This window comes from Streptomyces sp. NPDC002730 (assembly GCF_042888805.1).
Classification (GTDB): Bacteria; Actinomycetota; Actinomycetes; order Streptomycetales; family Streptomycetaceae; genus Streptomyces.
Window position 1 is genome coordinate 232,650 of the sequence record NZ_JBIAQG010000015.1, and the last position, 24,247, is coordinate 256,896.

Genomic DNA, 24,247 nt, shown 5'->3' on the forward strand with positions numbered 1-24,247 from the left:
CGTATGGAGGCAGACCCTTGAGCGATGCGCAACCGACCCAGGCCACGGAGATCGCAGCGGCAGTCAGGCAGGTCCTCGGCGACTCGCTCGGCTACCTCTACCCCGCCGCACTGCGCGTGGCCCTGCGTAACGACATCGCCGACCACCTCACCGACGGCCCCAAAACAGCCCAGCAACTCGCCGAACTCACCGGCGTACACGGCCCCTTCCTCCACCGCGTACTGCGCTTCCTGGCAACCCGCGGCATCTTCAGGGAAGACCAGTCCTCGGCCTTCCACCTCACTCCCGCCGCGCACGTCCTGCGCACCGACACCCCCTACTCCGTACGCTCCACGGCCCTGCTGCTGACCGATGAGATGTACTGGCAGTCGACCGGTCGCCTCGAGGACACCGTCCGCGAAGGCAGCACCGTCTTCAACGACATCTTCGGCGCCCCCCTCTTCGACTATCTCGACCAGAACGAGGAGAGCGCAGGGACCTTCCACACCGGGATCGCCGATCTGTCGACCATCGAGCAGGGCGGCATCGCGGGGAGTTACGACTTCCCGGAGACCGGGAAGATCGTCGACATCGGCGGCGGCCCCGGCGGCTTCCTGCGCACGGTGCTCGCCAACAACCCTGGTTTGCAGGGCGTGCTGTACGAACAGGACGCGGTGCTCCAGCAGCATCAGCTCGACGACGAGGCGATCGAGGGCCGTTGGGAGACGGCCGAGGGGAACTTCTTCGACGTCGCGCCCACCGGCGGCGACATCTACGTCCTCAAGCGCGTTCTGCACGACTGGAGCGACGACGACAGCCTCCGGATTCTTCAGGCCGTCCGGAAGGCCATGTCCGACCAGGCCCGCCTCCTGGTCATCGACGCCGTGGTGCCGCCTGGCAACGATCCGCACCCGGCCAAGCTGTACGACGTGGCGATGATGACGATCTTCGACGGCAAGGAGCGCACCGAGCCGGAGTTCAAGGAACTCCTCGGTGCCGCCGGCCTCCGGCTGGTCCGGGTCGTCCCCACTCCGGGGACGGTGTCAATCATCGAAGCCGTGACGGCCTGAGCGGTCGCCAGCCAACTGCTCGTGAACAAGACACAGGGAGGCGAACCCTTGAGCGATGCGCAACCGACCCAGGCCACGGAGATCGCAGCGGCAGTCAGGCAGGTCCTCGGCGACTCGCTCGGCTACCTCTACCCCGCCGCACTGCGCGTGGCCCTGCGTAACGACATCGCCGACCACCTCACCGACGGCCCCAAAACAGCCCAGCAACTCGCCGAACTCACCGGCGTACACGGCCCCTTCCTCCACCGCGTACTGCGCTTCCTGGCAACCCGCGGCATCTTCAGGGAAGACCAGTCCTCGGCCTTCCACCTCACTCCCGCCGCGCACGTCCTGCGCACCGACACCCCCTACTCCGTACGCTCCACGGCCCTGCTGTTCACGGATGAGATGTACTGGCAGTCAGCCGGTCGCCTCGAGGACACCGTCCGCGAAGGCAGCACCGTCTTCGACGACATCTTCGGCGCCCCCCTCTTCGACTACATTCAGGGCGAAGGGGAGCGCGAGCGGCTCTTCAGCGATGCGATGGACACCATGTCCATGACGGAGCAGAGCGGCATCGTCGCCAGCTACGACTTTCCTGAGACGGGAACGGTCATCGATCTCGCCGGCGGTCTGGGCGGCTTCCTGCGCACCCTGCTCACCAAGAACCCCGGTCTGCACGGCGTCCTTTTCGAACGTGAATCTGTCCTCCAGCGGCACAAGTTGGACGACGCCGCAATCGAGGGGCGCTGGAAGACCGCCGTGGGGGACTTCTTCGAGGCCGTACCGCCCGGTGCGGACTTCTATGTCCTCAAGCGCATCGTCCACGACAAGAGTGACGCCGACAGCCTGCGCATTCTGCGAACCGTACGCGGCGCCATGACAGAGCGGTCGCGCCTCCTGATCGTCGACGCGGTGCGCCCGCACGTGGACATCTCGCCGTCCGTCACCATCTCCGACGTGCTGATGCTGACCGTGTTCGAGGGACGAGAACGCACCGAGCAGGAACTGGAGGAGCTGCTCGCCGCCGCTGACCTCAAGTCGCTCAAGGTCATCTCCACGCCGGGAGCACTGTCCATCGTGGAGGTCGCTCCGGTCTGACATGGAAGTGGCTGATTCTCCCTGCCGAGGATGATCCCCACTGTTACCGTCCAGAATTCGGCTCGTCCCAGCACACCTCGGAGGCAGGCATGACCCAGCACGAGACGACCGTGGAGCGCGGCATCGTCGAACCCGGCTACACGCACTTCGACGAGCTCGATTCGATGGGCTTCGTGCACAACGCCCGCTACATGGTGCTGGTGGAACGGGCGTTGACCACATTCTGGGCACGCAAGGGATTCGCGTTCACCGACGGGAAGTACACCCACCCCGACGTGTTCCTGGCTGTGGCGGAGTTCTCGATCAGTTATCGGGCACCCATTCGCGGCACCGGTGAGATCGGCATCCACCTCTGGATAGACAAACTCTCCGACTCCAGCGCGGTGTACGGATTCCGGGTACTGTCCGCGGACGGCGGCGTGGTGCATGCCGAGGGGCAGCGGGTGCACATCCGGCTCGACCCCAAGACGCTGCGCCCCACGTCATGGAGCCCTGCCTTCCACGAGGTTGCAGAGACCCTGCTCTGATCGTCGGCCGCGAGGCGCCCTGGTACGAGGGCTGATCAGCGGTGGAGATGTCGCACTACGGCCCCGGGCTTGTCGGCCCGGGGCCGTAGGCATGTCCACGATGCGTCATCGGGACGGTGTCAACGCCGTGTCAGCGTCCGGTCAGCCACCCGGACCAAACTGTCCGTATTCACAAGGCACACCAACGGCACCGCTGCCGGCCAGGTCTACGGCAGGGGGCCGTGCTTCGCGCCGTATCGCCCGTTCGAACGCTTCCAGCAGGGTCCTGGGCGACTCGAGACGCCCGGTCACGTGGTGATCGGCCGTGCCGGCCCATAGGACCGGGCATACGCCACCCGACCGAAAGGCCACGATGATCCCTGAAGCCCGGTCCGCGCCTGCCACCACCCCGCTGCCGGACACGCTCGCCGAACCGGTCACGCGGGTCGGCCGAAGGTTCGTGGGCGGCATCGCGCTCGTCAGTCTGGGCATGTGGACCGCGTTGTACACCCCGATACAGGTACTGCTCGCCCAGCAGCTGGAGACGATCGACCCGGGCCACAAGGAGTCGGCACTCGGTCTGGTCACCGGGCTCGGCGCGGTGATCGCACTGGTCGCCACCCCGATCGCGGGCGCCCTGTCGGACCGCACCACCTCGCGTTTCGGCCGCCGCAGGCCCTGGCTGGCCGGCGGCGCGCTGGGCACAGCGCTGGGCCTGGGGATCCTGGCTCCGCAGACCACGGTGACAGGCGTCGCGCTCGGCTGGTGCCTGGTGCAGCTGTCGCTCAGCGCGATGCTCGCAGGCCTGGTCGCCGAGGTGCCCGACCATGTCCCGGTCGCGCAGCGCGCCGTCGTGAGCGCGTGGGTGGGAGCCACTCAGCCCCTGGCCGTCGTGCTCGGTACGGTCCTGGTGACCGTCGCGGTGAGCGGACCCCACAGCGGTTACCCCCTAATCGCCGCCGTCGTGGTCCTGTTCGCCGTGCCGTTCGTGTCGTCGGTCAAGGACGCCCGGCTGCCGGGCTCCGCGGTGCCCGCCGTGGGCTTGTCGCGATTCCTGGCCGGGTTCTGGATCAGCCCTCGTCGCCACCGCGACTTCGCCCTTGCGTGGCTGACGCGACTGCTCGTACAGCTCGGCAACGCCACAGGAACGCTGTACCTGCTCTACTTCCTGCGCGACGAGGTGCACTACGAACAGCGGTTTCCCGGGCGCGAGGCCGAACAGGGGCTGCTGACTCTCGTCGTCCTCTACACCGTCGGCATCGTGCTCACTGCGTTCATCGGCGGTGTGGTGTCCGACCGGCTCGGCCGACGCAAGTCGCTGGTCACGGCGTCCGGTGTGGTGATCGCGCTCGGCTCGGCTTTGCTGGCGATCTGGCCGACATGGCCGACCGCGCTGGTGGCCGCGAGCCTGATGGGCCTCGGTTACGGCGTCTACGTCTCGGTGGACCAGGCGCTGATCACCCAAGTGCTGCCCACCGCGGGCGACCGCGGACGGGATCTCGGTGTCATCAACATCGCGAACTCCATCCCGCACGTGCTGGCACCGGCCATCGCCGCCGTGCTGGTCACTCACCTCGGAGGCTACCCGGCGCTCTTCGCGTTCACCGCCGCCCTCACGCTGCTCGGCGCTGTCCTGGTGCAACGGATCCGGAGCGTGCCCTGACGGCGCAGCAGGAGCGGACCTCGACCGCCGGGTCACGACCCGCCCCTTCGCACTCTGTCGCCCCACGCGTTTGAGCGATGAAGCTGCCGATACCCAGAACAAAGAAACCGCAGGTCAGATGCCTGACCTGCGGTTTACCTTCGAGTCGCCTTCGGGATTCGAACCCGAGGCCTGCGCATGACGAGTGCGCAGGCCCCCGATCACGCCGCCCTGCGCGCCCTCCTCGACGCCGCCCGGATGATGTCCGCGTACCGGTGCCCGCTGCCCTTGATGGTGCGGCGCTGCGTCGCGTAGTCGACGTGGACAAGGCCGAACCGCTTGTCGTAGCCGTACGCCCACTCGAAGTTGTCCAGCAGCGACCAGGCGAAGTAGCCGGCGACCGGCGCGCCCTGGCGCGCGGCCCGTCCGCAGGCCGCCAGGTGCTCCTCCAGGTACTGGACGCGCTCGGGGTCGTCCACGGTGCCGTCCCGTACGACGTCCGGATAGGCCGAGCCGTTCTCGGTGACGTAGATGCGCTGCGTGCCGTATTCCTCGGTCAGGCGGAGGAGGAGTTGTTCCAGGCCGTCGGCATGGACCTCCCAGTCCATGGCGGTGTGCCGGGCGCCCGGCAGATAGATCTGTTTGGCGTACGGCACGGGGCCGGTCGGGTCGGCGGTGACGATCTGGCGGAAGTAGTAGTTCAGCCCCAGCCAGTCCAGCGGCGCCGCGATGGTCTTCAAGTCGCCTGCGTGCTCCGGAAGTTCGACGCCGTACAGCTCGAGCATGTCCTGCGGATAGCCGCGGCCGTGGATCGGGTCGAGCCACCAGCGGTTGGTGTGGCCGTCCGCCCGGACGGCGGCGGCGTGGTCCTCCGCGCGATCGGTCGCCGGCTCGATCGGGCTGAGGTTGTTGACGATGCCGACGCGCGCGTCGGACGAGGCCGCGCGGATCGCCTGGACGGCCAGACCGTGGCCGAGGTGCAGATGGTACGAGGCGTGCACCGCGGCCCTGAGATCGGTCAGGCCCGGCGCCATCCGGCCCTCCAGATGGCCGATCCACGCCGAGCAGAGTGGCTCGTTGAGCGTCGCCCAGTCCTTGACCCGGTCGCCGAGCCGTTCGGCGACGGCGGAGGCGTACGCCGCGAAGTGCTCCGCGGTCTCGCGGGCCGGCCAGCCGCCCCGGTCCTGGAGCGTCTGCGGCAGGTCCCAGTGGTAGAGCGTCGCGAACGGCGTGATGCCCGCGTCGAGGAGACCGTCGACCAGCCGGTCGTAGAAGGCGAGGCCCGCCCTGTTCACCGGCCCGTCTCCGCCGGGCACGATCCGCGGCCAGGCGATCGAGAACCGGTAGGCACCGATGCCGAGTTGCTTCATCAGCCCGATGTCTTCCGGCCAGCGGTGGTAGTGGTCGCAGGCCACATCGCCGGTGTCGCCGCCCGCGACCGCTCCCGGCGTGTGGGCGAAGGTGTCCCAGATCGACGGGGAGCGGCCGTCCTCGGCCACGGCCCCCTCGATCTGGTACGCGGCGGTGGCTGCGCCCCAAGTGAAGTCGGCCGGAAGGGCGTTGAGGTCGTTCACGGACTGCCTTTCTGCTGGGGTCGGGGGACGGATCACTTGACGGCGCCCGCGGTGAGGCCGGCGACGAGATAGCGCTGGAGCAGCAGGAACCCGGCGACGACGGGCACGCTGACGACGAGGGAAGCGGCCATGACCTGGTTCCAGTAGACGTCGTTCTGGGTGGCGTAGCCCTTGAGCCCGACGGAGAGCGTGCGGGTGACGTCGTTCGTCATCACGGAGGCGAACAGGACTTCGCCCCAGGCCGTCATGAACGCGTAGACGGCCACGGCGACGATGCCGGGGACAGCGGCCGGCACCACGACCCGGAAGAGCGCGCCGAGCGGTCCGCAGCCGTCCACCATCGCGGCCTCGTCCAGATCCCGCGGGATCGAGTCGAAGTAGCCGATCAGCATCCAGATGGAGAAGGGGAGCGAGAACGTCAGATAGGTGAGGATCAGCCCGCCGCGTGAGCCGTACAGGGCGATGCCGGTGCTGTTCCCGATATTGACGAAGATCAGGAACAGCGGGAGCAGGAAGAGGATGCCGGGGAACATCTGGGTGGACAGCACGGTGATGGTGAAGACCCGTCGGCCGCGGAATCGGTAGCGGCTCACGGCGTACGCGGCGAACACCGCGATCACCACCGACAGGACGGTCGCCGCACCAGCCACGATCAGTGAGTTGAGGAAGTAGCGGGCGAGCGGAACGGTGTTCCAGATGTCGAAGTACGGCCGGATCGTGAGCCCCGACGGAATCCACTGGAACTTCCCCGACACGTCCTGCAGCGGCTTGACCGAGCTGCTGACCATCACATAGACGGGAAGCAGTGCGAACGCCGTGAGGAACGTCAGCACGACGCGGCGCGTCCAGAGGAACGACTGCGGCGGCGCGCTCGGAGACCTGGGCGGCCTAGGCATCGGCGCCCCTCCTTCCACGGGAGGTGAGCAGCAGATAGACGGCCGTCACCAGCAGCAGGAACAGCAGCAGCAGGACGGACATCGCGGATCCGGAGCCGAAGTTCCAGGCGACGAACGACGACTGGTAGATATGGACCGAGATCAGGTCGGCGGCCTCCGGAGCGGCCCTGCCGAACAGCACATACGGCGTGTTGAAGTCGTTGAAGGTCCACAGGAACAGCACGAGCACCAGTACCTGGTTGACCGGGCGCAGCGACGGCAGCGTGATCTTGCGGATCTGCTGCCAGACGCCTGCGCCGTCGATCGCCGCCGCCTCGTACAGCTCGCGGGGGATGTTCTGCAGCCCCGCCATGACGATGAGGAAGGCGAACGGCCAGGACTTCCAGACCGCGACCACGACCAGCGCGATGAAGCTGTTGTCGCCGATCAGCCAGAAGGACGGCTGGTCGGTGAGGCCGAGTTGGTCGTGCAGCACGTGGTTGATCAGGCCGTTGTCGCGCTGGAACATGAAGGCCCAGGTGATGACGGCGGCGTACACCGGCAGGGCGTACGGGGTGAGGAAGACGGCCCGCAGGAAGCCGCGGCCGCGGAAGTTCTCCTGCATCATGATCGCCGCACCGACGCCGAACAGCCAGGACAGTCCGACGGCGAAGACGGTGAACAGGCAGGTGACGTAGAAGGAGTGGAGCAGGGCCTGGCCGATCGGCGCGTCGAAGTCGACGGCGACCTTGTAGTTGTCGAGCGCCGCCCAGGGAGCCTCGCCCCAGTTGCGGATGTAGAACTGCGTGAGCCGGCGGAAGCTCATCACGATGCCCATGACCATCGGAATGAGATGGACGAGCAGTTCGAGCACGACGGCCGGCAGGAGTAGGAGATAGGGCAGGCCGCCGTGGCGGATACGGTCCGGGATACGCGGAAGTCGTCTGCGCGCGTCCCCCTTGCCCGAGCTCGCACCGCTGTCGGCCCGGTCCGTCCGGCCGGGAGCCACGATGGTCATAGGGAAGCCCTCACTGCTGCATCTGCTGCTGGGCCTTGGCCAGGCGTGCCTTGACGGACTCGGTCGTCACCGGCAGTCCGGCCGCGGCGTCCGCCCACAGCTCCTTGACGGCGGTGCCGACAGCCGTCTCGAACTGCGACTCGGTCGGCACCTGGGGCAGAGGGGCGGCGCTGGCGGTCAGCGTGTCGCGCAGGACCTTCAGATCGGGCGCGGAGAACGCCGGGTCCTGCTGCGCGGCCTTGACCGGCGGAATGGATCCGTACGTCTTGTTGAGCAGCTTCTGCTCGGCGTCGCTCGTCATGAACTTCACGAACTTCTTGGCGCCGTCGATGTTCTTCGTGTTCTTGAAGACCGCCATATTGATGCCCGCGACCATGGAGTTGGTGTTCCGGCCGGTGCCGGGAGCGCCGGCCGGGACCGGTACGGGCGCCACGCCCCAGTCCGCGGGCTTCATGCCCTGAGCGGCGAACGTCGAGGCGGCGGCCTGCCACAGCACCATGGCCGTCTTGCCGCGTGCGAAGTCCTGGAGGGACTGGTTCTGGGCGTACTCCGCGTTGCCGGGAGCGATGATCTTGTCCTTGGCCATGAAGTCGACATACTGCTTCACTGCGGCGACTGCGCCGTCCGAGGTGAAGGTGGGCTTGGCCGAGGAGTCGAAGAAGTCCGCGCCGTGCTGCTTTCCGAGCACAAAGACCTGGTGGATGTTGTTCGCGAGGTTTCCGCCCTCGGCGCCCAGCGCCCACTTCCCGTTCTTCGAGAGCTTCTTGCCGTCCGCGACGAGCTGGTCCCAGGTGGCCGGCGGCTGCGAGATGCCCGCCTCGGCGAACATCTTCTTGTTGTAGTAGAGCGCGTACGCGAGCGAGTACAGCGGTACGGCCGCGGGGTCCTTGCCCTCCGCCCCGGCCGAGGCGACCGCCGAACCGACGAAGCGGTCACGTCCGCCGATCGCGTCGAAGTTCTTCCGGTCCCAGGGCAGCAGCGCGCCGGTCGCCTGGAGGGAGGCCGACCAGGTGTTGCCTATGTTGAGGACGTCGGGGCCCTGGCCGGACGTGGTGGCGGCGAGGATCCGGTTGAGGAGATCGGACCAGGGGACCACCTCGAGCTTGACCTTGATGCCCGTCTGCTGCTCGAACTTCTTGAGTTCGGGTGTGAGGATCTTCTTGTCGGCTTCGACGTCGGGGCCCTGATTGGAGGCCCAGTACGTGAGCGTCTTGGGCGATTCGTTGCTGCCGCCTCCGTCGGCGGAGGTGCCTCCGCCGCAGCCTGCGACGGCGGCGAGTGCGGTGACGACGGTGACGGCTGCTGCGGCTCTGATCGTGCGCATGAGAGGTGGCCCCTTCCCGGGGGTGGCTGCGTTCGGTTCCCGAACGGTCTCCCTGGCTTAATTCATGCCGTGATTTAAGAGGTGAGGGAAGTTCGCGTCAAGGTCTGCGGCCGGGGTATGTTGCGTCCAGGGAAGGAGCACCATGGCGGAGCGCAACAGACGGACAGTGCGCGACCTGCGGCGCGGCAACCGCGCCCGGGTACTGCAACGGTTGTATTTCGACGGCCCGTTGAGCCGCCAGGAGCTCGGCCCCGCTACCGGGCTGAGTTCAGGATCCATCAGCAACGTCGTCTCGGAGCTCGTCGCCGAGGGAGTGCTGGAGGAGGCCGGAGTGGTCGACTCCGACGGCGGCCGGCCGCGCACCCTGCTGCGCGTCACCCCCGGCGGCGGACTGGTGATCGGCATCGACATCGGTGAGACCCGCGTACGCGTCGAACTCTTCGACCTCTCGCTCACCGAACTCGCCCGCACCGAACGCCCGCTGGCCCAGCACGGCTACGACGTCGAGCGCATCGTCGCCCATGTCCGCACCGGCGTCTCCGACGTCCTGCGGGACGCGGACGCAGACGCGACGGGTCTTCTCGGCATCGGGATCGGCGTCCCCGGAATCATCGAACAGGACACCCCCGACGGCGCGGTCGTACACGGCCAGACCATCGGCTGGAGCGCCGTGCCCTTCGAGAAGCTCCTCCGCGCCGCCGTCGAACTGCCCCCAGAAGTACCGCTGTTCATCGACAACGGCGCCAAGACGCTCGGCCAGGCCGAAATGTGGTTCGGCGGCGGCCGCGGCGCCCGCGAGGCCGCCGTCGCGCTCATCGGCTCCGGAGTCGGCGCCTGTGTCGTGCACGCCGCTACGCCCGACGAGAACGCCACCAGCAGTGCGCTCGAATGGGGCCATACGACCGTACGGATCCGGGGACGACGGTGCCGCTGCGGCTCTCTCGGCTGTCTGGAGGCGTACGCGGGCGCGGAAGCGCTGCGCGAGCGCTGGCAGGAGGCGGGCGGACCGCCGGCGGCCGACGTCGACGACGAGACCGCGCTGGCCGCGCTGCTCGCCGCGGCCTTCCCCGGCCCGGACGGCCCCGAGCCCGAGCCGGTGGCACTTTCACTGCTCGACGACACCGCCGAGTACCTGGGTGCGGCCGTCGCCGACCTGATCAACCTCTTCCGGCCCGAACGCATCCTGCTCGGCGGCTGGGCCGGACTGCTGCTCGGCCCGCATCTCCTCCCCGAAGTGCGCCGGTACGCGGGGGAGTACGCCCTGCGCCACGCGGGCGCCCGCACCACCATCGAACTGGGACAGCTCGGTCCGGACGCGGTCACCGTCGGCGCTGCGACACTGCCGCTCGCCGACTTCCTGGCGCGCGGCGGCAGTCGGCCGCCGGCCGTCACCCGGGCCACAGTGCGCGGGAGCTGACCCCTTGTCATGGCGCCTGCCGTGCACCTAGTTTGGCCGCTTGTGATGTGACCTGCATATCAGTGGGGGAGTCCCAAGATGGCCGCAACCGGTCGGCACCGTCGATACCAGCCGAGCCGCATCAACCGTGCTTCTCTCACTGTCACGGCGGGCGGTGCGGGCATGGCTCTGCCGCTCATCGGCGCGGGCACGACCCATGCCGCCTCGGTGGACGTCTGGGAGAAGGTCGCGTCCTGCGAGTCCACCAACAACTGGAAGATCAACACCGGCAACGGCTACTACGGCGGGCTGCAGTTCACCCAGTCCACCTGGGAGGCGTACGGGGGCAGGGAGTTCGCCCCGCGTGCGGATCTCGCCGGCAAGGACCAGCAGATAGCCGTCGCCGAGAGGGTCCTCAAGGGGCAGGGGCCCGGGGCCTGGCCCGTCTGCTCCGCCCGCGCCGGGCTCACCCGTGGCGGTGACGCCCCCGACATCGCACCGGCGAGGCGATTAGCGCCGCAGAGTGAGCACAGATACGAACGCAAGGCAGCGCCGAAGAAGGCCACGCCGACCACCGTGCCCACACATCGCGAGGGCTACACGGTCGCCCGCGGCGACTCACTCTCCAAGATCGCGGACTCCGAGCAGGTCAGGGGCGGCTGGCATCAACTGTACGCACAGAACCGCACCGTCGTCGGCCCCGACCCCGACCTCATCCACCCGGGCCAGAAGCTGATCCTGCGCGTCGAGGCTCCCAAGCCCGACCCGAGGCCCGTCCCGTCCGCTGCGCCGGCCAAGCAGAAGCCGAAGGCCCAGCCCAAGCAGCAGGCACCGAAGCAGGCCCAGCCCAAGCAGGCACCGAAGCAGGAGCGGCCCAAGCAGCAGGCTCCCAAGAAGCAGGCGCCCAAGCAGGTGGACGCGGCCAAGCCCGCGCACCGGAGCGGCTTCAGCGCCCCCGTGCAAGCGAGCCCCGGCACCCCCTACGGCAAGCCCGGCTCCTCGTGGGCCAGTGGCTACCACACCGGCCTGGACTTCCCGGTCCCCACCGGCACCTCGGTGAAGGCCGTCGCCTCCGGCCGCGTCGTCTCGGCCGGCTGGGGCGGCGCGTACGGCTATCAGGTCGTGATCCGCCACGCGGACGGCAAGTACAGCCAGTACGCGCATCTGTCGGCGCTCACCGTGCGCTCCGGCCAGCAGGTCAGCAGCGGTCAGCGGATCGCACGCTCGGGGTCCACCGGCAACAGCTCAGGGCCGCATCTCCATTTCGAGGTGCGTACGGGTCCCGGATACGGGTCCGACATCGATCCCGTCGCCTATCTCAGATCGGGCGGCGTCTCCGTCTGACGGGCGCCCGTGCGGAGGTACGTGGCGCCCTCGGGGTTCCACGTGGCGCATCCGCGGTTCCGATCGGCGGACCGGCTGTTGCGAGGGGCGCATCCGCACGTCCGCCTCCGCTGGTGATTCCGCCTCCGCGCGCGTCGCCTTGATCCGCTCCGTCGTCAGCAGCATCAGCCCGCCCGCCGCCACGGCACCGAAGCCGAGCGCGAACACGGTGCCCGGCACGCCGTACCGGAAGGTCTCACCGAACATCGTGATGCCGACAGCGGCCGCCACCACCGGATTGACGACCGTGACCGTGGCCAGCGGGGCAGCGAGTCCCGCGCCGTGGTAGGAGGACTGGGAGAGCAGCAGACCACCGCAGGCCAGGGCGGCGATCACCAGCAGGCTCGGCCACTGGTCGAGCGGCGCGGACCACGTCCAGTCCACCGCGACGGTTTTGGTGAACACCGAGGCGATACCGAAGGCCACACCCGCGGCGGCGGCGAGCAGCACACTGCGGATGATCGGCCGGTTCACGGTCTGGGCGGCCAGGAAGAGCAGCGCCACACCGCCGAAGGTCGCGGCGGCCAGCAACCCGCGCTGCCCGCCGTCCAACGAGTGGGAGGCGGACGTGCCGGTCAGCGCCAGCAGCCCGGCCAGCCCGGCGGTCGCCATGATCGCGCCGCGCCAGGCGGCGGCCCCCGCCCTGCGCCGTACGAACAGAGCCGCCATCGGCAGCGCGAAGACGATTGTCAGCGCGCCGAGCGGCTGGACCAGGCTCAGCGGCCCGTACGCCAGCGCCATCACATGCAGCACGGCGCCGAGCCCGTTGAGAGCGACGGCGCCCCACCACGCGGCGTGGTGCAGCGGTGCGTACGGCCGGGCCGAGGTGGAGGCAGCGACATGCTCCTGCGTGATCGCCCCGGCCGCATAAGCGACCGCGGAGACCAGTGACAGCACCACGGCCAGCGCGAGGGAACTCATAGAGACCACGATCTCCCGCTTCAGCGTTCACGTCGTCGTCCTTGAGCAGGCACTTGGACCTACTGCCGAAGTAGTACGCGCGTTGGTCAAATCCCCCTCTCGGCGGGGGCGCACGTCGGCGAGGGGGAGACCGACCGGCTCGATTCCAAGACGTACTCACCCATATGGACGCATACGGCGTTCTCCGTCCAGTGTCCCCGCCTCGGCCGGGCATCGCGAGCCGTGACTACGGTGACCTGGTGCGGGCAGTCCGCATGCCAGGGGCAGAACACCTCGTACGGGTGATGACAGAGAGCGGGAGCGTGGGCGTGGATCTGGAGGAGGTGGGCTCCGTCGGTGGCTTCTTCGCCCTGCGGACCGGCACGCCGAGCGAGCGGCAGCTCCCGCTGGCGCGGCTGTACGCGGGCGACACAGCGCCGCTCACGGTCCGTATCGACACGGTCGCAGCCCGCCTTCGCGCCCCCGAGCGCAGGGTCGCCGCCTCCATCGCCCACCTGGGACTCGCGGCCCGGCTCTGGTCGGTCGCGCTGGGCTCCGCCGCGTTGCACGGACAGCTGCCCGACCTCGACCCCGCGCGGCTGCACTGGGACCCGGACAGCAGCGCGCCCGACGATCTGCGGCTGACCGTCGCACATCCGCTGCCGGCGACCGCGGAAACGGTCCGCGAGGTGGTGCAGTACGGCCACCTGGTCCCCCTGGCGGATGCGCTCCACGGCGACGTACGGATCTCCCGGCAACTGCTGTGGGGCAACGCGGGCTCCGCACTCGCCGGGGCCGTACGCGAACTCCACGCCTGGGCGCGGCGCAGCGGCCGGCCGGAAGTGGGCGAACGGGCATCGGCGCTCGCCGCCGGACTCTTCGCCCACCCCGATCTGTCCGGCACGGTCCACGGTCCCGCGCTGCGGCGCCGCAGCTGCTGTCTCTACTACCGCTGCCCGGGGGGCGGGCTGTGCGGTGACTGCGTCTTCGACCGTCCGCCGCGGCGCTCCGCGCAGCGGTCCTGACCGCGGTCTTCCGCGGACGCCGTATGTGAGTGACCATCGTGGGGTGCTGTTTCTTCCCGGGGGACGCAGTCCCCGTTTGCGGCTCCGCCGCGGGTCGGCCCCCCGGCCGAAAAGCGGGCCACTGGGGCTGAACCAAACGCCTTCGCGAGGTGAGTCTTCGTGAAGGTGGGACTGCTCACGCGCGAGTTTCCGCCGGACGTCTACGGGGGCGCCGGGGTCCATGTGGAGTTCCTGGCCCGGGAGTTACGAGCCCTCGCCGACATCGAGGTGCACTGCTGGGGCGAGGGCGCGGCCGAAGGGGTCCTGCGCCACCAGCCGCTCGCCGGACTCGACGGCGCGAACGACGCACTGCGCACCTTCTCCGTCGACCTCGCGATGGCCGCCGAGCTCCAGGGCCGCGAACTGGTCCACTCCCACACCTGGTACGCCAATCTCGCCGGTCATCTCGCCAAGCTGCTCCACGGCGTACCGCATGTGATGACCGCGCACTCGCTGGAGCCGCTGCGCCCCTGGAAGGCCGAGCAGCTGGGCGGCGGCTACGCCCTCTCCAGCTGGGCCGAGCGTACGGCGATCGAGGCCGCGGACGCGGTGATCGCCGTCTCCCGCGGTATGCGCGCCGACATCCTCGCCTGCTATCCCGCCCTCGATCCGGACCGGGTGCATGTCGTCCACAACGGCATCGACACCCGTATGTACCGCCCCGATCACGAGACGACCGCACTCGAGCGGATCGGCCTCGACCCGCACCGCCCGTTCGTCCTCTTCGTCGGCCGTATCACCCGGCAGAAGGGCGTCCCGCATCTGCTGCGCGCCGCCCGCTCCTTCGACCCGGATGCCCAGCTGGTGCTGGCGGCCGGCGCCCCCGACACCCCGGAGATCGGACGTGAGTTCCGGGAGCTGGTCGAGGAGCTGGACCGCGTACGCGACGGGGTGCACTGGATTCCCGAAATGCTGCCGCGCCCGCAGGTCATCCAACTCCTCAGCCATGCCGCGGTGTTCGTCTGCCCCTCGGTGTACGAGCCGCTGGGCATCGTCAATCTGGAGGCCATGGCCTGCGGAACGGCCGTCGTCGCGTCGGCGGTCGGCGGCATCCCCGAGGTCGTGGACGACGGACGCACGGGACTGCTCGTGCCCTACGACGCCGCTCACCCCGAAGCCTTCGAGTCGGGTCTCACCCAGTCGGTGAACCGGGTTCTCGACGACGCCGGGGAGGCAGCGAGGATGGGCGCGGCCGGACGGGATCGCGCGGTACGTGAGTTCGGCTGGGACCAGGTGGCCCGGCGCACGTACGAGGTGTACGAGGAGTTGCTCAAACAGCCATAGCGGCCATGGCGGGCATGGCACGCATAGAGGGGGCGCGATGCGCGGTGGACCTTCGGTGCTCGGAATCGTACTGGCCGGCGGGGAGGGCAAGCGGCTGATGCCACTCACCGCCGACCGGGCAAAACCGGCGGTGACCTTCGGCGGCATGTACCGGCTCGTCGATTTCGTCCTCTCCAGCCTCGTCAACGGCGACATCCTGCGCATCTGCGTACTGACCCAGTACAAGTCGCACTCGCTGGACCGCCATGTGACCACCACCTGGCGGATGTCGAGTCTGCTCGGCAACTATGTCACGCCCGTACCGGCCCAGCAGCGGCTCGGCCGGCGCTGGTATCTCGGCAGTGCGGACGCGATCCTGCAGTCACTCAACCTCGTCAACGACGAACAGCCCGACTACATCGCGGTGTTCGGCGCCGATCACGTCTACCGGATGGACCCGCGGCAGATGCTGCAGCGGCACATCGAGAGCGGCGCCGGCGTCACCGTCGCCGGGATCAAGGTGCCGCGCGCCGAAGCGTCCTCCTTCGGGATCATCACACCCGCCTCCGACGGTGCCCGGGTCGAGCGGTTCCTGGAGAAGCCCGCCGACCCGCCGGGGCTGCCGGGCGACCCCGAGCGGGTATTCGCCTCCATGGGCAACTACCTCTTCTCCACCAAGGTGCTCGTGGACGCTCTCCACCGGGACGCCGAGGACGAGCGCTCGGTCCATGACATGGGCGGCTCGATACTGCCGATGCTCACCGAGCGCGGTGTGGCACAGCTCTACGACTTCGATGAGAACCATGTGCCCGGTGAGAGTACGCGGGAGCACGGTTACTGGCGTGATGTGGGCACCATCGACACGTACTACGAAGCCCATATGGATCTGATTCCGGACCGCCCGGTCTTCGACCTCGACAACCGGCGCTGGCCCCTCTACACCCACTCCGGCCAGCTGCCGCCCGCCCGCCTCATCGGCGCGGGCATCGCGAGCGAGTCGATCATCAGCCCCGGCTGTGTCGTCCGCGGCCAGGTCACCCGGTCCGTGCTCTCGCCCGGCGTCGTCGTCGGAGAGGGGGCGGTGGTGCAGGGCTCGGTCCTCCACGACAACGTTCGCATCGGTCGGGGTGCGGTGGTGCGTGGCTCGATCCTGGACAAGAACGTGGATGTCCCGCCGGGCGCGACGATCGGCGTCAACCCAGAGCGCGACCAGGAGCTTTACACCGTCTCGAAGAACGGAGTCATCGCGCTGGGGAAGGGCCGGCGCGTGCTGTGAGGCTTGCCGGCCCAAAGACAGGCCCCGCGGCTGATTGCCGATCGTGCCACCCGGGAATCACAGGGGTGAGGGGCCTGTCGTTGCGTGGACGCCTCCGACGGCTGCCTCGGTCGGTTTTCTTGGCCTGAACCGGCTGCCGATTGAAGACTGCCTAGTGAAGAACGGAGTGATTCCATGCGTGCGCACAGGCAAGCCCGTCGGCGAGCCGCATGCGCGACGTACACCCTGCCGCAGGCAGAGACATCGGCCCGCTGGGCGCGGCATCTGACGACCGCCTTCCTCACCAGCGGACGCGGCGAGGAGGTGTCCGGGGACCAGGTGGAAGACGTGACCCTGGTCGTCTCGGAGCTCGTCACCAATGCCACCCGGCACGGCCGCAGCGGCTGCCGACTCCGGCTGCACATCGACACCGGACTGGTCACCGTCGAAGTGGAGGACAGCAGTCCCATACCGCCGCGGTGGTGTTCAGCGCAGGAGACGGACGAGGGCGGGCGGGGCATCGCGTTGGTGCGTCAGCTCGCGCAGCACTTCGCCGTGCGCGGCGGACCCGGCGGCGGCAAGACGGTACAGGCCGTGCTCGCCTCGAGCTGAAGGAGAGCGACTCTCCTCGAGCCGTGCCCTCAGCACGGCTGGCGCCACACCCCCAGATCGAGCTTCTTGCGCATGGAACTGAGCCCCAGCTGGCGAGCACGCTTGCAGAACTTGTCGACCGGGAGCGCGTACTCGACATGGAAGACCGCCTTGCCGGCCTTTACAAACGGTGTCAGCGCCGCGCAGTCGCCGTACTGCGCGCATTCCTCGTTCACGGCGAAGTCGAAATCGCCCACCAGCTGGGGCACTTGAGGCAGATCGTTCTTCAGCCCCACCGACAGGCCGCGCTCGTGCGCGAGACGCGCGATCATGCGGTTGTACGCGAGCTGGTGCGCGGCGGTCAGCGGAAAGCCGGTCTCGTTGAGATAGGCGTCCAGCAGATCGGGCTCGACCGCGTCGAAGCCGCGTGACCGGCAGATGTCCATGCGCTCGGCCATCAGCGGGCGGAGGGTGTCGAGACGGCGGATGTCCAGCCAGCGTTCGCCCTCCCAGCCGTTCTGGCCGCCCAGGACGGCAGCGGAGAAGTTCTTGTGGTCGGGGCGGAAGGACTCCCACGCGCCGGCGTTGATGTAGCAGATGACCTTGCGGCCGGCCCGGTGGAGCCGGCGGACGGTCGCCGCGTCGTTCTCGAAGCCGTCGATGTCGTAGACCGGTACGTCGACCCGGTCGTCGATCGGGCCGTCGAGCTGCCACTGCCAGGCGGTACCGGGCCGCGGCAGCCAGCGCGGTCCAGCAGTGGGGTGATCCGGGGTGGGGTCCGGAGGCGGGGCCGAGCAGGCTGCCAGCAGCAGAAGGACGAGGCCGAGGATCACGGTCCGCAGCCGGGTCGTGCATTTCATGAGGCCTTCCGGAGAACGGGCGGCAGGGCCGACCACGGGTTGGGCCCGTGGCCGGGTACGGCGCAGTGCACCGCGGCACGGCGGAGTTCCGCGGTACGGGCGGCGAGCCCGCAGAGCCCGGCCGGCACCCCGTGCACCAGGTGACAGAAGCGGGCGGGCGGATGACCGGCGGTCCAGGACGGGGCGGCCGGAGCCGCCCGGTAGGAGTCCCAGCCGCCCTCGAAGGTGACCAGCAGATCGGCGAGCGCCGCGTAGCCGGCGGCAGGATGGACGCCCGGGTTGAGCGCGACGGTCTGCCCGCCGCGAGCCCGGGCGGCACGGGTCAGCCGCCGGTAGTGGCGCAGCCCGGCCGCGTCGGGAGCGACCTGGTCGAGGAAGAATCCGTCTGTGGCGTACCAGTCGCGGTAGCGCTCGAAGTCGTGCACGACCGCCCGGGCCGGGCGGCGCCCGTAGTCGGTGTCCGCGTATCCCAGCACCCGTACACCGGCCGCCCGCAGCGCGCGGACGGCGGCGGCGAACGCCGGGTCGGGGGCGTTGCCGGGTCCGTCATCGATATTGAGCACCACGCCGTAGAGGAGTGGTGCGGAGGCGACGAGGACGTTCCAGGCGTCGGGGTTGACGGCGGGGTGGACGTACATCGGCACGAGGAGTGTCATGCGTGACGGCCCTCCGATGCCGTGCCGGCGGAGACCGGATCGCCGGGGCGCGGCCGGTGGTTGCCGGGCGCGGGCCGGATGCTTGCCGCCGGTGCGCGCGTCTCTGCGGCCCAGCCGTCGAAGCACACGACCGGCCCCGTCGCCCCGGTCATCGGGCTGCCCCGGCCGGGGCCGATGACTCCCACAGGGCGGTGAGGGAGTCGTCCAAGGTGCGTTCCGGTCGCCAGTCCAGCGCGGCACGCGCCGCCGCGATGTCCGCGCACTGCCAGGACACGGCCGGCGAACGCGCCGAGCCGTCGCCCGTCTGCTCGAGGCGGCCGCGGAAGCCGGCCACCCGCACCAGTGAGTCCGCCAGTTCGCGCACCGCGGTCGCGCGGCCGCTGCCGATGTTGAGTACGGGCGGCAGTGGCCCGGCAGCCGTCGCCGCGCGGACGGCCGCGTCCGCGACGTCCCGTGCGTCGATGAAGTCACGGTGCGCGGACAGGTCGCCGACCTGGACGGCGCCCTCGTCACCGGCCCGCCGTAGCTCGCCGGCGAGCCGTCCGGGCAGCCCCGCGGCGGGCGCGCCGGGACCGACCGGGTTGAAGACCCGGAGCACGACCGCGTCGAGTCCGGAGGAGTTGACGGCGACCGTACCGGCCAGCTTGGTGGCTCCGTACGGGCTCAGCGGCCTGGTGGCGGCCGACTCGGCGACGGGCGAGCCGGGTGCGGTCGGCCCGTACTCCGCGGCGGAGCCGAGATGGACGAGCCGGGCGCCCGGTGCAGCGTCCCGCAGCGCCTCGCAGAGCGCGGCCGGACCGCGCGCGTTGATGTCGGTGAGGTGTACGGCGCTGCCGGCCACCGCGCCCGCGCAGTTGACGACGACGGAGGGCGAGGCCGCGTGCAGCGCGTCCGCGAGGACGCCGGGACCGGCGGTGAGGTCGAAGGGCACATCGGCCGCCGCGGACCGCCCGCCGACGAGCAGCCGCACGCCCGGCAGGGCGCGCAGCTGCTCGGCGGTGTGCCCGCCCAGGAATCCGGTGGAGCCCAGGAGGAGGATGCGCACGGAACCTCTCACGCTCCCTTGAGGAGGAGACCGCGGTGGGTGGTGAACTCCGCGTTCGCCCGGTCGTAGTCGTCGGGGCGGCCGATGTCGAGCCAGTAGCCGTCGAAGTCGTAGGCGTGCGGCGGGTTCTGGGCCTTGAGCAGGTCCAGTACGAGCTCGTCGAAGCCGAGCGGCAGACCGGGCGTGTAGCCGGCGAGGGTTTCCCGGTTGAGCCCGTACACGCCCATGGAGACGCGGTAGTCCATGCTCGGCTTCTCGGCGAAGCCGACGACCTTGCCCGACTCCGTGGTGAGCACCCCGAAGTCGATGGCGACCTTGCGGGCGTAGGTGGCGACGGTGAGCGGTGCGTCGGACTCCCGGTGCTGCCTGATGACGTCCCCGTAGTCGAGGTCGGTGAGGATGTCGCCGTTCATGACGAGGAACTCGTCGGGCAGCCGGTCCATCATCGTGAGCAGCGGGCCCATGGTGCCGAGCGGGCTGTCCTCGGTGGAGTAGCCCACGCGCAGGCCCCATTGGGAGCCGTTGCCGACGTACGCGCGGATGATGTGTCCGAGGTGGCCGATGGCGATGGTGCAGCTGGTGAAGCCGGCGGCGGCGAGCTGGCGCAGCACTATCTCGAGGATCGCGTGTTGGTCACCGATGGGCACCAGCGGCTTCGGTAACGCGGTGGTGTACGGGCGGAGGCGGACGCCCTTGCCTCCGGCGAGGATCACTGCGTGCATGAAGACTCCCCTGTCAGTACTGTCGGTGTTCTGTTGGGTGGCGCTTGCGGACGCGGTGGTCGACCGCGGTCAGACGTTGTAGATGCCGGTCTTGTAGCGGGCGAGGTTCGCCGGGTCGCGGAAGAAGCCGATGGTGTGCGCGAGCCCGTCCGTCAGGTCGAGCTCGGGCTGCCAGCCGGTGGCCGCGCGCAGCCGGGCGGCGTCGGCGACCAGCCGCATCACCTCGGAGCCCGCCGGCCGGATGCGCTCTTCGTCCTCGCGTACGTCGAGATCGGCGTCCATCAACTTGCCGATGAGCCGGGTGAGTTCGCCGATCGAGATCTCACTGCCGGTCCCTGCGTTGAAGGTCTGGCCGACGACGTCCTCGGCCGGCGCGGTGCCGACGGCGAGAAAGGCACGTGCGGTGTCCTTCACGTAGAGGAAGTCCCGTGTGGGGCGGAGATCCCCGAGCGTGATGACCCGTTCGCCCGCCGCGACCTGGCCGATGACGGTCGGGATGACCGCCCGCATCGACTGGCGCGGCCCGAAGGTGTTGAACGGGCGCAGGGTGACCACGGGAGTGTCGAAGCTGGCGTGGTAGCTGTCGGCGAGCCGGTCGCCGCCGGCCTTCGAAGCCGCGTACGGGGACTGGGTGTTGATGGGATGGTCCTCGGTGATCGGGACGGTCTGCGCGGTGCCGTACGTCTCGCTGGTGGAGGTGTGCACCAGACGGGGGATCCCCAGCTTGCGCACCACCTCCAGCACATTGAGAGTGCCCGTGACATTGGTGTCCACGTAGCTGTGCGGGGCCCGGTACGAGTACGGGATCGCGATCAGTGCGGCGAGGTGGTAGACGGCCTCGGCGCCCTCGGCGAGCTGATGCACGGAGCCGGGGTCGCGGACGTCCCCAAGGACGATCTCGACCTGGTCGAGGGTGTCGGGAGAGAGAGTCTCCAGCCATCCGTAGGAGGAGAAGGAGTTGTACTGGGCCATGGCGCGGACCCGGAAGCCGGCGGCGACGAGCGTCTCGGTCAGATGCGATCCGATGAAGCCCTCGGCTCCGGTGACGGCGACAAGTGCGTTGGTTGTCACGAAAGCTGCTCCTCTGTTTCGGTGGTCGGGTGCGGTGGTGTCAGAACACGGTCAGCGGTGTGCGGTGGGCCGGCCGAACAGCCGACAGGCCCCGGCGACCAGAACGGCCGCCGCTGCGGTACGACAGATCAGTTGGACAGGGCCCGATGGCAGCCCCGCGGGCAGCGCCACGGCCTCGGCGGCCGCGGCGACGAGACAGACGGCGGCAGGCATCCAGGCCACCGAGAACGCCTGGAGCAGCAGCGCTGTCCAGAGCACGGCGCCCAGGACGAGCAGCGGCGCGATCCCGGTCCCGGCGACCAGCGCGCCGAGCGCGAGCACCACCAGATACGCGCCGAGGCAGAGCGCCAGGGCCCGGCAGGCGCGCAGGGTGAAGCCGCGTGAGGTGGTGCTCTCGCGCAGTGCGGCGACGGCGAGCGAGCGATAGCGGTACAGCAGCCACTCGGCGAAGCCCATGCTGAGCGTGAGGACGACGACCGAGCGTGGATCGCCGGCCCCGGCCAGCGCCGCGAGCACTCCTGCGGCCAGCCCGAACAGTCCGTACGGCAGCGAACGCAGCAGCTTGGGCCTGGCTCCGGCGGCGGTGGGCGCGGACCGCAGCGTCCCATGGATCGCATGCCCGCCGGCCGCGACCGCGAGTGTCACCGTCGCGAGCAGCAGCCCCAGCGCGAGCGGCACCGGGAGCCGCCACACCGAGGCCGCCGCCGCGCCTGCCGCGACGGGCAGCAGGGTGAGCAGCAGTACGCGTTCGCGGCCGAGGACGAGCAGAACGCTCGCCGCGGCGAGATAGCAGGACTGTCCGGCGGCGAACGCCGCGCCGGTACCGGGGCCCGAGACGAGCAGACCCGTGACGGCGGCCCCCAGAGCTCCGGCCGGGCCGCCGATACGCAGGGTGCGCCCGGCGGCTGCCCGCCCCTCGGCCGCGAGCCGCAGATACGCGCGGTGGCTGAGCGCCTGGTTCCAGGCCCAGGCCGCCAGCGCGGCGGCGATCAGCCCGGAGACGTCCGCCGTGCCGTGCCACAGCCCGGCGCCGAGTACATACGCCAGCCCGGGCAGTGCGAAGACCAGACCGCGCAGCGCACAGCGCAGATGGTCGGGCCGCCAGGGGTCGGGTGCGGGCGGCGGCTCCGGGTAGTGGCGCGGCACCCGTGCGTAGAGGTCCTCGGCGAGCGTGAACAGATCCGGACGCGCGTAGCGTTCGCTGATCTGATCCCCCGTCAGGCCGTCCGATTCGAGCAGCGCGGCCACCTCGTACGGGTGGACGGCGACCGCGACCTGCTCGACCAGGCGCTCGGCCAGCTCGTCGATCGGGTCCGCCGCCCAGCTGGGCCGGGCGCGGGTCCTGCTGCGCGGCCTGGGTACGGCCGGCAGGGTGTCGCCTTCGCCCGGCACCAGGCGCAGCGGGCCGCTCATGCGAGTACCCCGACGGTCTGCTGGGACGCCGTGGATCCGGTCGCCGATTCGGCGGTGCCCAGGGCGAGTTCGAGATAGATGGAGCGGAAGGTGTCGACGGTCTGCCGGAGCGTGAACTGCTCGATCACCCGCAGCCGCGCCGCCTCGCCCATCTCGCCGCGGCGCTGCGGATCGCGCAGCAGCTCCAGTGCCGCGCGGGCCATCGCCTCCGGCTCCCGTGGCGGTACGACAAGACCGCTGTCGCCGACGGCCTCGCGCACTCCGCCGACGTCGGTGGAGACGGTGGCGCGCCCGCAGGACATGGCCTCGATCAGCGTGAACGGAAAGCCCTCGCTGATGCTGGAGAGCATCACGACATTGCCCGCCGCGTAGGCGTCGCGTATGTCCTCCACTCGTCCTTCGAAGGTGACAGCATCGCCGTGTCCGAGCTCGGCGGCGAGCGCCTCGCAGCGCTCCCGGTACGCCTCGCCGCCGCGCGGTGTGCCGCCGAAGAGCCGCAGCCGCGCCTCGGGTATCTCCTTCCGTACGAGCGCGAAGGCCCGGATCAGCGTCTGAAGATCCTTGATCGGGTCGACGCGGCCGGCCCAGCTGAGCGTGGGCGCGTCCGGTTCGGGTCCGGCGGGCGGGAAGGCCGCAGGGTCGACGCCGTTGTAGACGGTTCGGATGAGCTGCGGATCGGCGCCGCCGCGCTCCTCCCAGAGGCGGTTGTAGCGGTTGCCGGGTGTGACCAGCGCGGCCACGCGGTACGTCTCCTCGGCGAGCAGCCGGAAGAAGCCGAGCAGCAACGCCTTCACCGGCCAGCGGTAGGGGCCGGTGCGGTAGCCGAGATAGCGCTCGCGCAGATAGACACCGTGCTCGGTGAGCAGCAGCGGTACGCCGTACAGCTGCCTGCCCGCCAGACCCGGCAGGACCGCGATGCCGCCGCTGACCGCGTGGGCGACGCCGTGCTGCGGTGGTGTTGCCGCCAGTGGCCGCAGTGCGTGCTCCAGCAGGTCGGTGGCGGTCAGCGCGTCGTGCAGTGTCGGCCGGGATGCGTACACCGGCAGGTCGGGCCGGTTCCAGACGCCCACCAGGGTGCGCACGGCCTGGTCGGTGCGCAGTGCGGGTGCGAGCACACCGTCACGGGCCGAGCGGGCCAGTTCGTACAGAGCGGGTCCGAAGTGCGCCTCGGCCGCCGGGTCGAGGAGCGAGGTCAGGAACTTCTCGTAGGCGGCCATCAGCAGCCGCAGCCTTCTGCCGCGCGGCGCGGCCCCGGTCGGGTCGGGCCCCCACATGGGGACGGAAACGGGCGGCGAGACATGTGCGGGCAGCTCCCAGGCGAGGGTCTCCCGCCCGGTGCCGGTCACCGCGATGACCTGGAAGTCGAAGTCGGGCATTCCGCCGACGAGTTGGTCGCACCACACGCTCACGCCGCCGTGGCTGTGCGGATAGGTGCCTTCGGTGAGGAGGGTGACCAGATGCGCGCCGGACCGCGGCGCGCGAAGTGGCTCGGCCATGTGGAACTGCTCCCCTGGGTGCGAGAAGGGAAGGGGCGCCTCGCCCGTCGGGCAGGCGGGGGCG

Annotated in this window: 22 protein-coding genes; 10 read left to right on the top strand and 12 right to left on the bottom strand. The window is 69.9% G+C overall.

Features of this window, described 5'->3' with window-relative positions:
• The first annotated feature begins 17 nt into the window (after positions 1 to 17).
• From ACFYXH_RS33935 to ACFYXH_RS33950, 4 genes are all read left to right on the top strand, one after another.
• A complete protein-coding gene (locus ACFYXH_RS33935; protein ID WP_389571301.1) occupies positions 18 to 1,049 on the top strand; it encodes a methyltransferase in 1,032 nt (343 codons plus the stop codon).
• Between the two features lie 48 nt (positions 1,050 to 1,097).
• Positions 1,098 to 2,129, top strand: a complete 1,032-nt coding sequence (locus ACFYXH_RS33940; RefSeq protein ID WP_389571304.1) for a methyltransferase — start codon at positions 1,098 to 1,100, stop codon at positions 2,127 to 2,129.
• 89 nt (positions 2,130 to 2,218) lie between these two features.
• Positions 2,219 to 2,656 carry a hotdog domain-containing protein gene (locus ACFYXH_RS33945; RefSeq protein WP_327327370.1) on the top strand — a complete coding sequence of 146 codons (438 nt, stop codon included), beginning with the start codon at positions 2,219 to 2,221 and terminating at the stop codon, positions 2,654 to 2,656.
• Positions 2,657 to 3,008: 352 nt separating this feature from the next.
• Positions 3,009 to 4,298 carry an MFS transporter gene (locus ACFYXH_RS33950; RefSeq protein WP_389571309.1) on the top strand — a complete coding sequence of 430 codons (1,290 nt, stop codon included), beginning with the start codon at positions 3,009 to 3,011 and terminating at the stop codon, positions 4,296 to 4,298.
• A 200-nt stretch (positions 4,299 to 4,498) separates the two neighbouring features.
• Here the strand turns inward: ACFYXH_RS33950 and ACFYXH_RS33955 are convergent, their stop codons facing one another.
• The 4 genes from ACFYXH_RS33955 to ACFYXH_RS33970 are packed head-to-tail and all read right to left on the bottom strand — an operon-like array spanning position 4,499 to position 9,068.
• The gene (locus ACFYXH_RS33955; RefSeq protein WP_389571312.1) at positions 4,499 to 5,851 is read right to left on the bottom strand and encodes a GH1 family beta-glucosidase; all 1,353 of its coding nucleotides are present in this window, start codon (positions 5,849 to 5,851) and stop codon (positions 4,499 to 4,501) included.
• 32 nt (positions 5,852 to 5,883) lie between these two features.
• Positions 5,884 to 6,747, bottom strand: coding sequence for a carbohydrate ABC transporter permease (locus tag ACFYXH_RS33960; protein ID WP_362683294.1), 864 nt, complete (start codon positions 6,745 to 6,747; stop codon positions 5,884 to 5,886).
• The gene (locus ACFYXH_RS33965; protein ID WP_389571316.1) at positions 6,740 to 7,744 is read right to left on the bottom strand and encodes a carbohydrate ABC transporter permease; all 1,005 of its coding nucleotides are present in this window, start codon (positions 7,742 to 7,744) and stop codon (positions 6,740 to 6,742) included. The genes ACFYXH_RS33960 and ACFYXH_RS33965 overlap by 8 nt, the downstream gene beginning before the upstream one ends.
• Positions 7,745 to 7,754: 10 nt before the next feature.
• The gene (locus ACFYXH_RS33970) at positions 7,755 to 9,068 is read right to left on the bottom strand and encodes an ABC transporter substrate-binding protein (RefSeq protein WP_389571318.1); all 1,314 of its coding nucleotides are present in this window, start codon (positions 9,066 to 9,068) and stop codon (positions 7,755 to 7,757) included.
• A 142-nt stretch (positions 9,069 to 9,210) separates the two neighbouring features.
• On the opposite strand from ACFYXH_RS33970, the gene ACFYXH_RS33975 reads away from it, so the two are divergent.
• Entirely contained in the window at positions 9,211 to 10,485 is a 1,275-nt protein-coding gene (locus ACFYXH_RS33975; protein ID WP_389571321.1) for an ROK family protein, read from the top strand.
• A 78-nt stretch (positions 10,486 to 10,563) separates the two neighbouring features.
• Positions 10,564 to 11,808 (top strand): transglycosylase family protein, encoded by a 1,245-nt coding sequence (locus ACFYXH_RS33980; RefSeq protein WP_389571324.1) that lies wholly within the window; start codon positions 10,564 to 10,566, stop codon positions 11,806 to 11,808.
• Here ACFYXH_RS33980 and ACFYXH_RS33985 read toward each other — a convergent pair.
• A complete protein-coding gene (locus ACFYXH_RS33985; protein ID WP_389571327.1) occupies positions 11,710 to 12,768 on the bottom strand; it encodes a DMT family transporter in 1,059 nt (352 codons plus the stop codon). The genes ACFYXH_RS33980 and ACFYXH_RS33985 overlap by 99 nt on opposite strands.
• A gap of 284 nt (positions 12,769 to 13,052) precedes the next feature.
• On the opposite strand from ACFYXH_RS33985, the gene ACFYXH_RS33990 reads away from it, so the two are divergent.
• The 4 genes from ACFYXH_RS33990 (at position 13,053) to ACFYXH_RS34005 (ending at position 16,941) form a co-directional block, all read left to right on the top strand.
• Positions 13,053 to 13,772, top strand: a complete 720-nt coding sequence (locus tag ACFYXH_RS33990; RefSeq protein WP_389571330.1) for a (2Fe-2S)-binding protein — start codon at positions 13,053 to 13,055, stop codon at positions 13,770 to 13,772.
• Between the two features lie 159 nt (positions 13,773 to 13,931).
• Positions 13,932 to 15,095: a glycogen synthase gene (gene glgA / locus ACFYXH_RS33995; protein WP_389571333.1), complete on the top strand. Its 1,164-nt coding sequence runs from the start codon at positions 13,932 to 13,934 to the stop codon at positions 15,093 to 15,095.
• 37 nt (positions 15,096 to 15,132) lie between these two features.
• A complete protein-coding gene (glgC, locus tag ACFYXH_RS34000; RefSeq protein ID WP_389571335.1) occupies positions 15,133 to 16,350 on the top strand; it encodes a glucose-1-phosphate adenylyltransferase in 1,218 nt (405 codons plus the stop codon).
• Positions 16,351 to 16,524: 174 nt separating this feature from the next.
• Complete coding sequence (locus tag ACFYXH_RS34005) at positions 16,525 to 16,941, top strand: ATP-binding protein (protein WP_389571338.1); 417 nt, start codon at positions 16,525 to 16,527, stop codon at positions 16,939 to 16,941.
• Between the two features lie 29 nt (positions 16,942 to 16,970).
• Here ACFYXH_RS34005 and ACFYXH_RS34010 read toward each other — a convergent pair whose 3' ends face one another.
• The 7 genes from ACFYXH_RS34010 to pelF all read right to left on the bottom strand — a co-directional run bounded on the left by ACFYXH_RS34010 (position 16,971) and on the right by pelF (position 24,183).
• A complete protein-coding gene (locus tag ACFYXH_RS34010; protein WP_389571340.1) occupies positions 16,971 to 17,780 on the bottom strand; it encodes an endo alpha-1,4 polygalactosaminidase in 810 nt (269 codons plus the stop codon).
• Positions 17,777 to 18,436, bottom strand: coding sequence for a spherulation-specific family 4 protein (locus ACFYXH_RS34015; RefSeq protein WP_389571343.1), 660 nt, complete (start codon positions 18,434 to 18,436; stop codon positions 17,777 to 17,779). Before ACFYXH_RS34015 ends, ACFYXH_RS34010 begins: the two co-directional genes overlap by 4 nt.
• 148 nt (positions 18,437 to 18,584) lie before the next feature.
• Positions 18,585 to 19,481, bottom strand: a complete 897-nt coding sequence (locus ACFYXH_RS34020) for an NAD-dependent epimerase/dehydratase family protein (RefSeq protein ID WP_389571346.1) — start codon at positions 19,479 to 19,481, stop codon at positions 18,585 to 18,587.
• 8 nt (positions 19,482 to 19,489) lie between these two features.
• On the bottom strand, positions 19,490 to 20,203 hold the full coding sequence (locus ACFYXH_RS34025) for a sugar phosphate nucleotidyltransferase (protein WP_327327385.1): 714 nt from the start codon (positions 20,201 to 20,203) through the stop codon (positions 19,490 to 19,492).
• Between the two features lie 69 nt (positions 20,204 to 20,272).
• Positions 20,273 to 21,274, bottom strand: coding sequence for an SDR family NAD(P)-dependent oxidoreductase (locus tag ACFYXH_RS34030; protein ID WP_389571350.1), 1,002 nt, complete (start codon positions 21,272 to 21,274; stop codon positions 20,273 to 20,275).
• A 51-nt stretch (positions 21,275 to 21,325) separates the two neighbouring features.
• A complete protein-coding gene (locus ACFYXH_RS34035) occupies positions 21,326 to 22,687 on the bottom strand; it encodes a hypothetical protein (protein WP_389571352.1) in 1,362 nt (453 codons plus the stop codon).
• Positions 22,684 to 24,183: a GT4 family glycosyltransferase PelF gene (gene pelF / locus ACFYXH_RS34040; protein ID WP_389571355.1), complete on the bottom strand. Its 1,500-nt coding sequence runs from the start codon at positions 24,181 to 24,183 to the stop codon at positions 22,684 to 22,686. Before pelF ends, ACFYXH_RS34035 begins: the two co-directional genes overlap by 4 nt.
• Positions 24,184 to 24,247: the final 64 nt, after the last annotated feature.

Excerpts from the sequence above, each read along its gene's own strand:
- ACFYXH_RS34010 (WP_389571340.1), bottom strand. The coding sequence starts at position 17,780 with ATGAAATGCACGACCCGGCTGCGGACCGTGATCCTCGGCCTCGTCCTT.
- ACFYXH_RS34005 (WP_389571338.1), top strand. The coding sequence starts at position 16,525 with ATGCGTGCGCACAGGCAAGCCCGTCGGCGAGCCGCATGCGCGACGTAC.
- ACFYXH_RS33985 (WP_389571327.1), bottom strand. The coding sequence starts at position 12,768 with ATGAGTTCCCTCGCGCTGGCCGTGGTGCTGTCACTGGTCTCCGCGGTC.
- ACFYXH_RS33965 (WP_389571316.1), bottom strand. The coding sequence starts at position 7,744 with ATGACCATCGTGGCTCCCGGCCGGACGGACCGGGCCGACAGCGGTGCG.
- ACFYXH_RS33960 (WP_362683294.1), bottom strand. The coding sequence starts at position 6,747 with ATGCCTAGGCCGCCCAGGTCTCCGAGCGCGCCGCCGCAGTCGTTCCTC.
- ACFYXH_RS34035 (WP_389571352.1), bottom strand. The coding sequence starts at position 22,687 with ATGAGCGGCCCGCTGCGCCTGGTGCCGGGCGAAGGCGACACCCTGCCG.
- ACFYXH_RS33975 (WP_389571321.1), top strand. The coding sequence starts at position 9,211 with ATGGCGGAGCGCAACAGACGGACAGTGCGCGACCTGCGGCGCGGCAAC.
- ACFYXH_RS33990 (WP_389571330.1), top strand. The coding sequence starts at position 13,053 with ATGACAGAGAGCGGGAGCGTGGGCGTGGATCTGGAGGAGGTGGGCTCC.
- ACFYXH_RS33980 (WP_389571324.1), top strand. The coding sequence starts at position 10,564 with ATGGCCGCAACCGGTCGGCACCGTCGATACCAGCCGAGCCGCATCAAC.
- ACFYXH_RS34015 (WP_389571343.1), bottom strand. The coding sequence starts at position 18,436 with ATGACACTCCTCGTGCCGATGTACGTCCACCCCGCCGTCAACCCCGAC.
- glgC (WP_389571335.1), top strand. The coding sequence starts at position 15,133 with ATGCGCGGTGGACCTTCGGTGCTCGGAATCGTACTGGCCGGCGGGGAG.
- ACFYXH_RS33970 (WP_389571318.1), bottom strand. The coding sequence starts at position 9,068 with ATGCGCACGATCAGAGCCGCAGCAGCCGTCACCGTCGTCACCGCACTC.
- ACFYXH_RS34025 (WP_327327385.1), bottom strand. The coding sequence starts at position 20,203 with ATGCACGCAGTGATCCTCGCCGGAGGCAAGGGCGTCCGCCTCCGCCCG.
- pelF (WP_389571355.1), bottom strand. The coding sequence starts at position 24,183 with ATGGCCGAGCCACTTCGCGCGCCGCGGTCCGGCGCGCATCTGGTCACC.
- ACFYXH_RS33945 (WP_327327370.1), top strand. The coding sequence starts at position 2,219 with ATGACCCAGCACGAGACGACCGTGGAGCGCGGCATCGTCGAACCCGGC.
- ACFYXH_RS33950 (WP_389571309.1), top strand. The coding sequence starts at position 3,009 with ATGATCCCTGAAGCCCGGTCCGCGCCTGCCACCACCCCGCTGCCGGAC.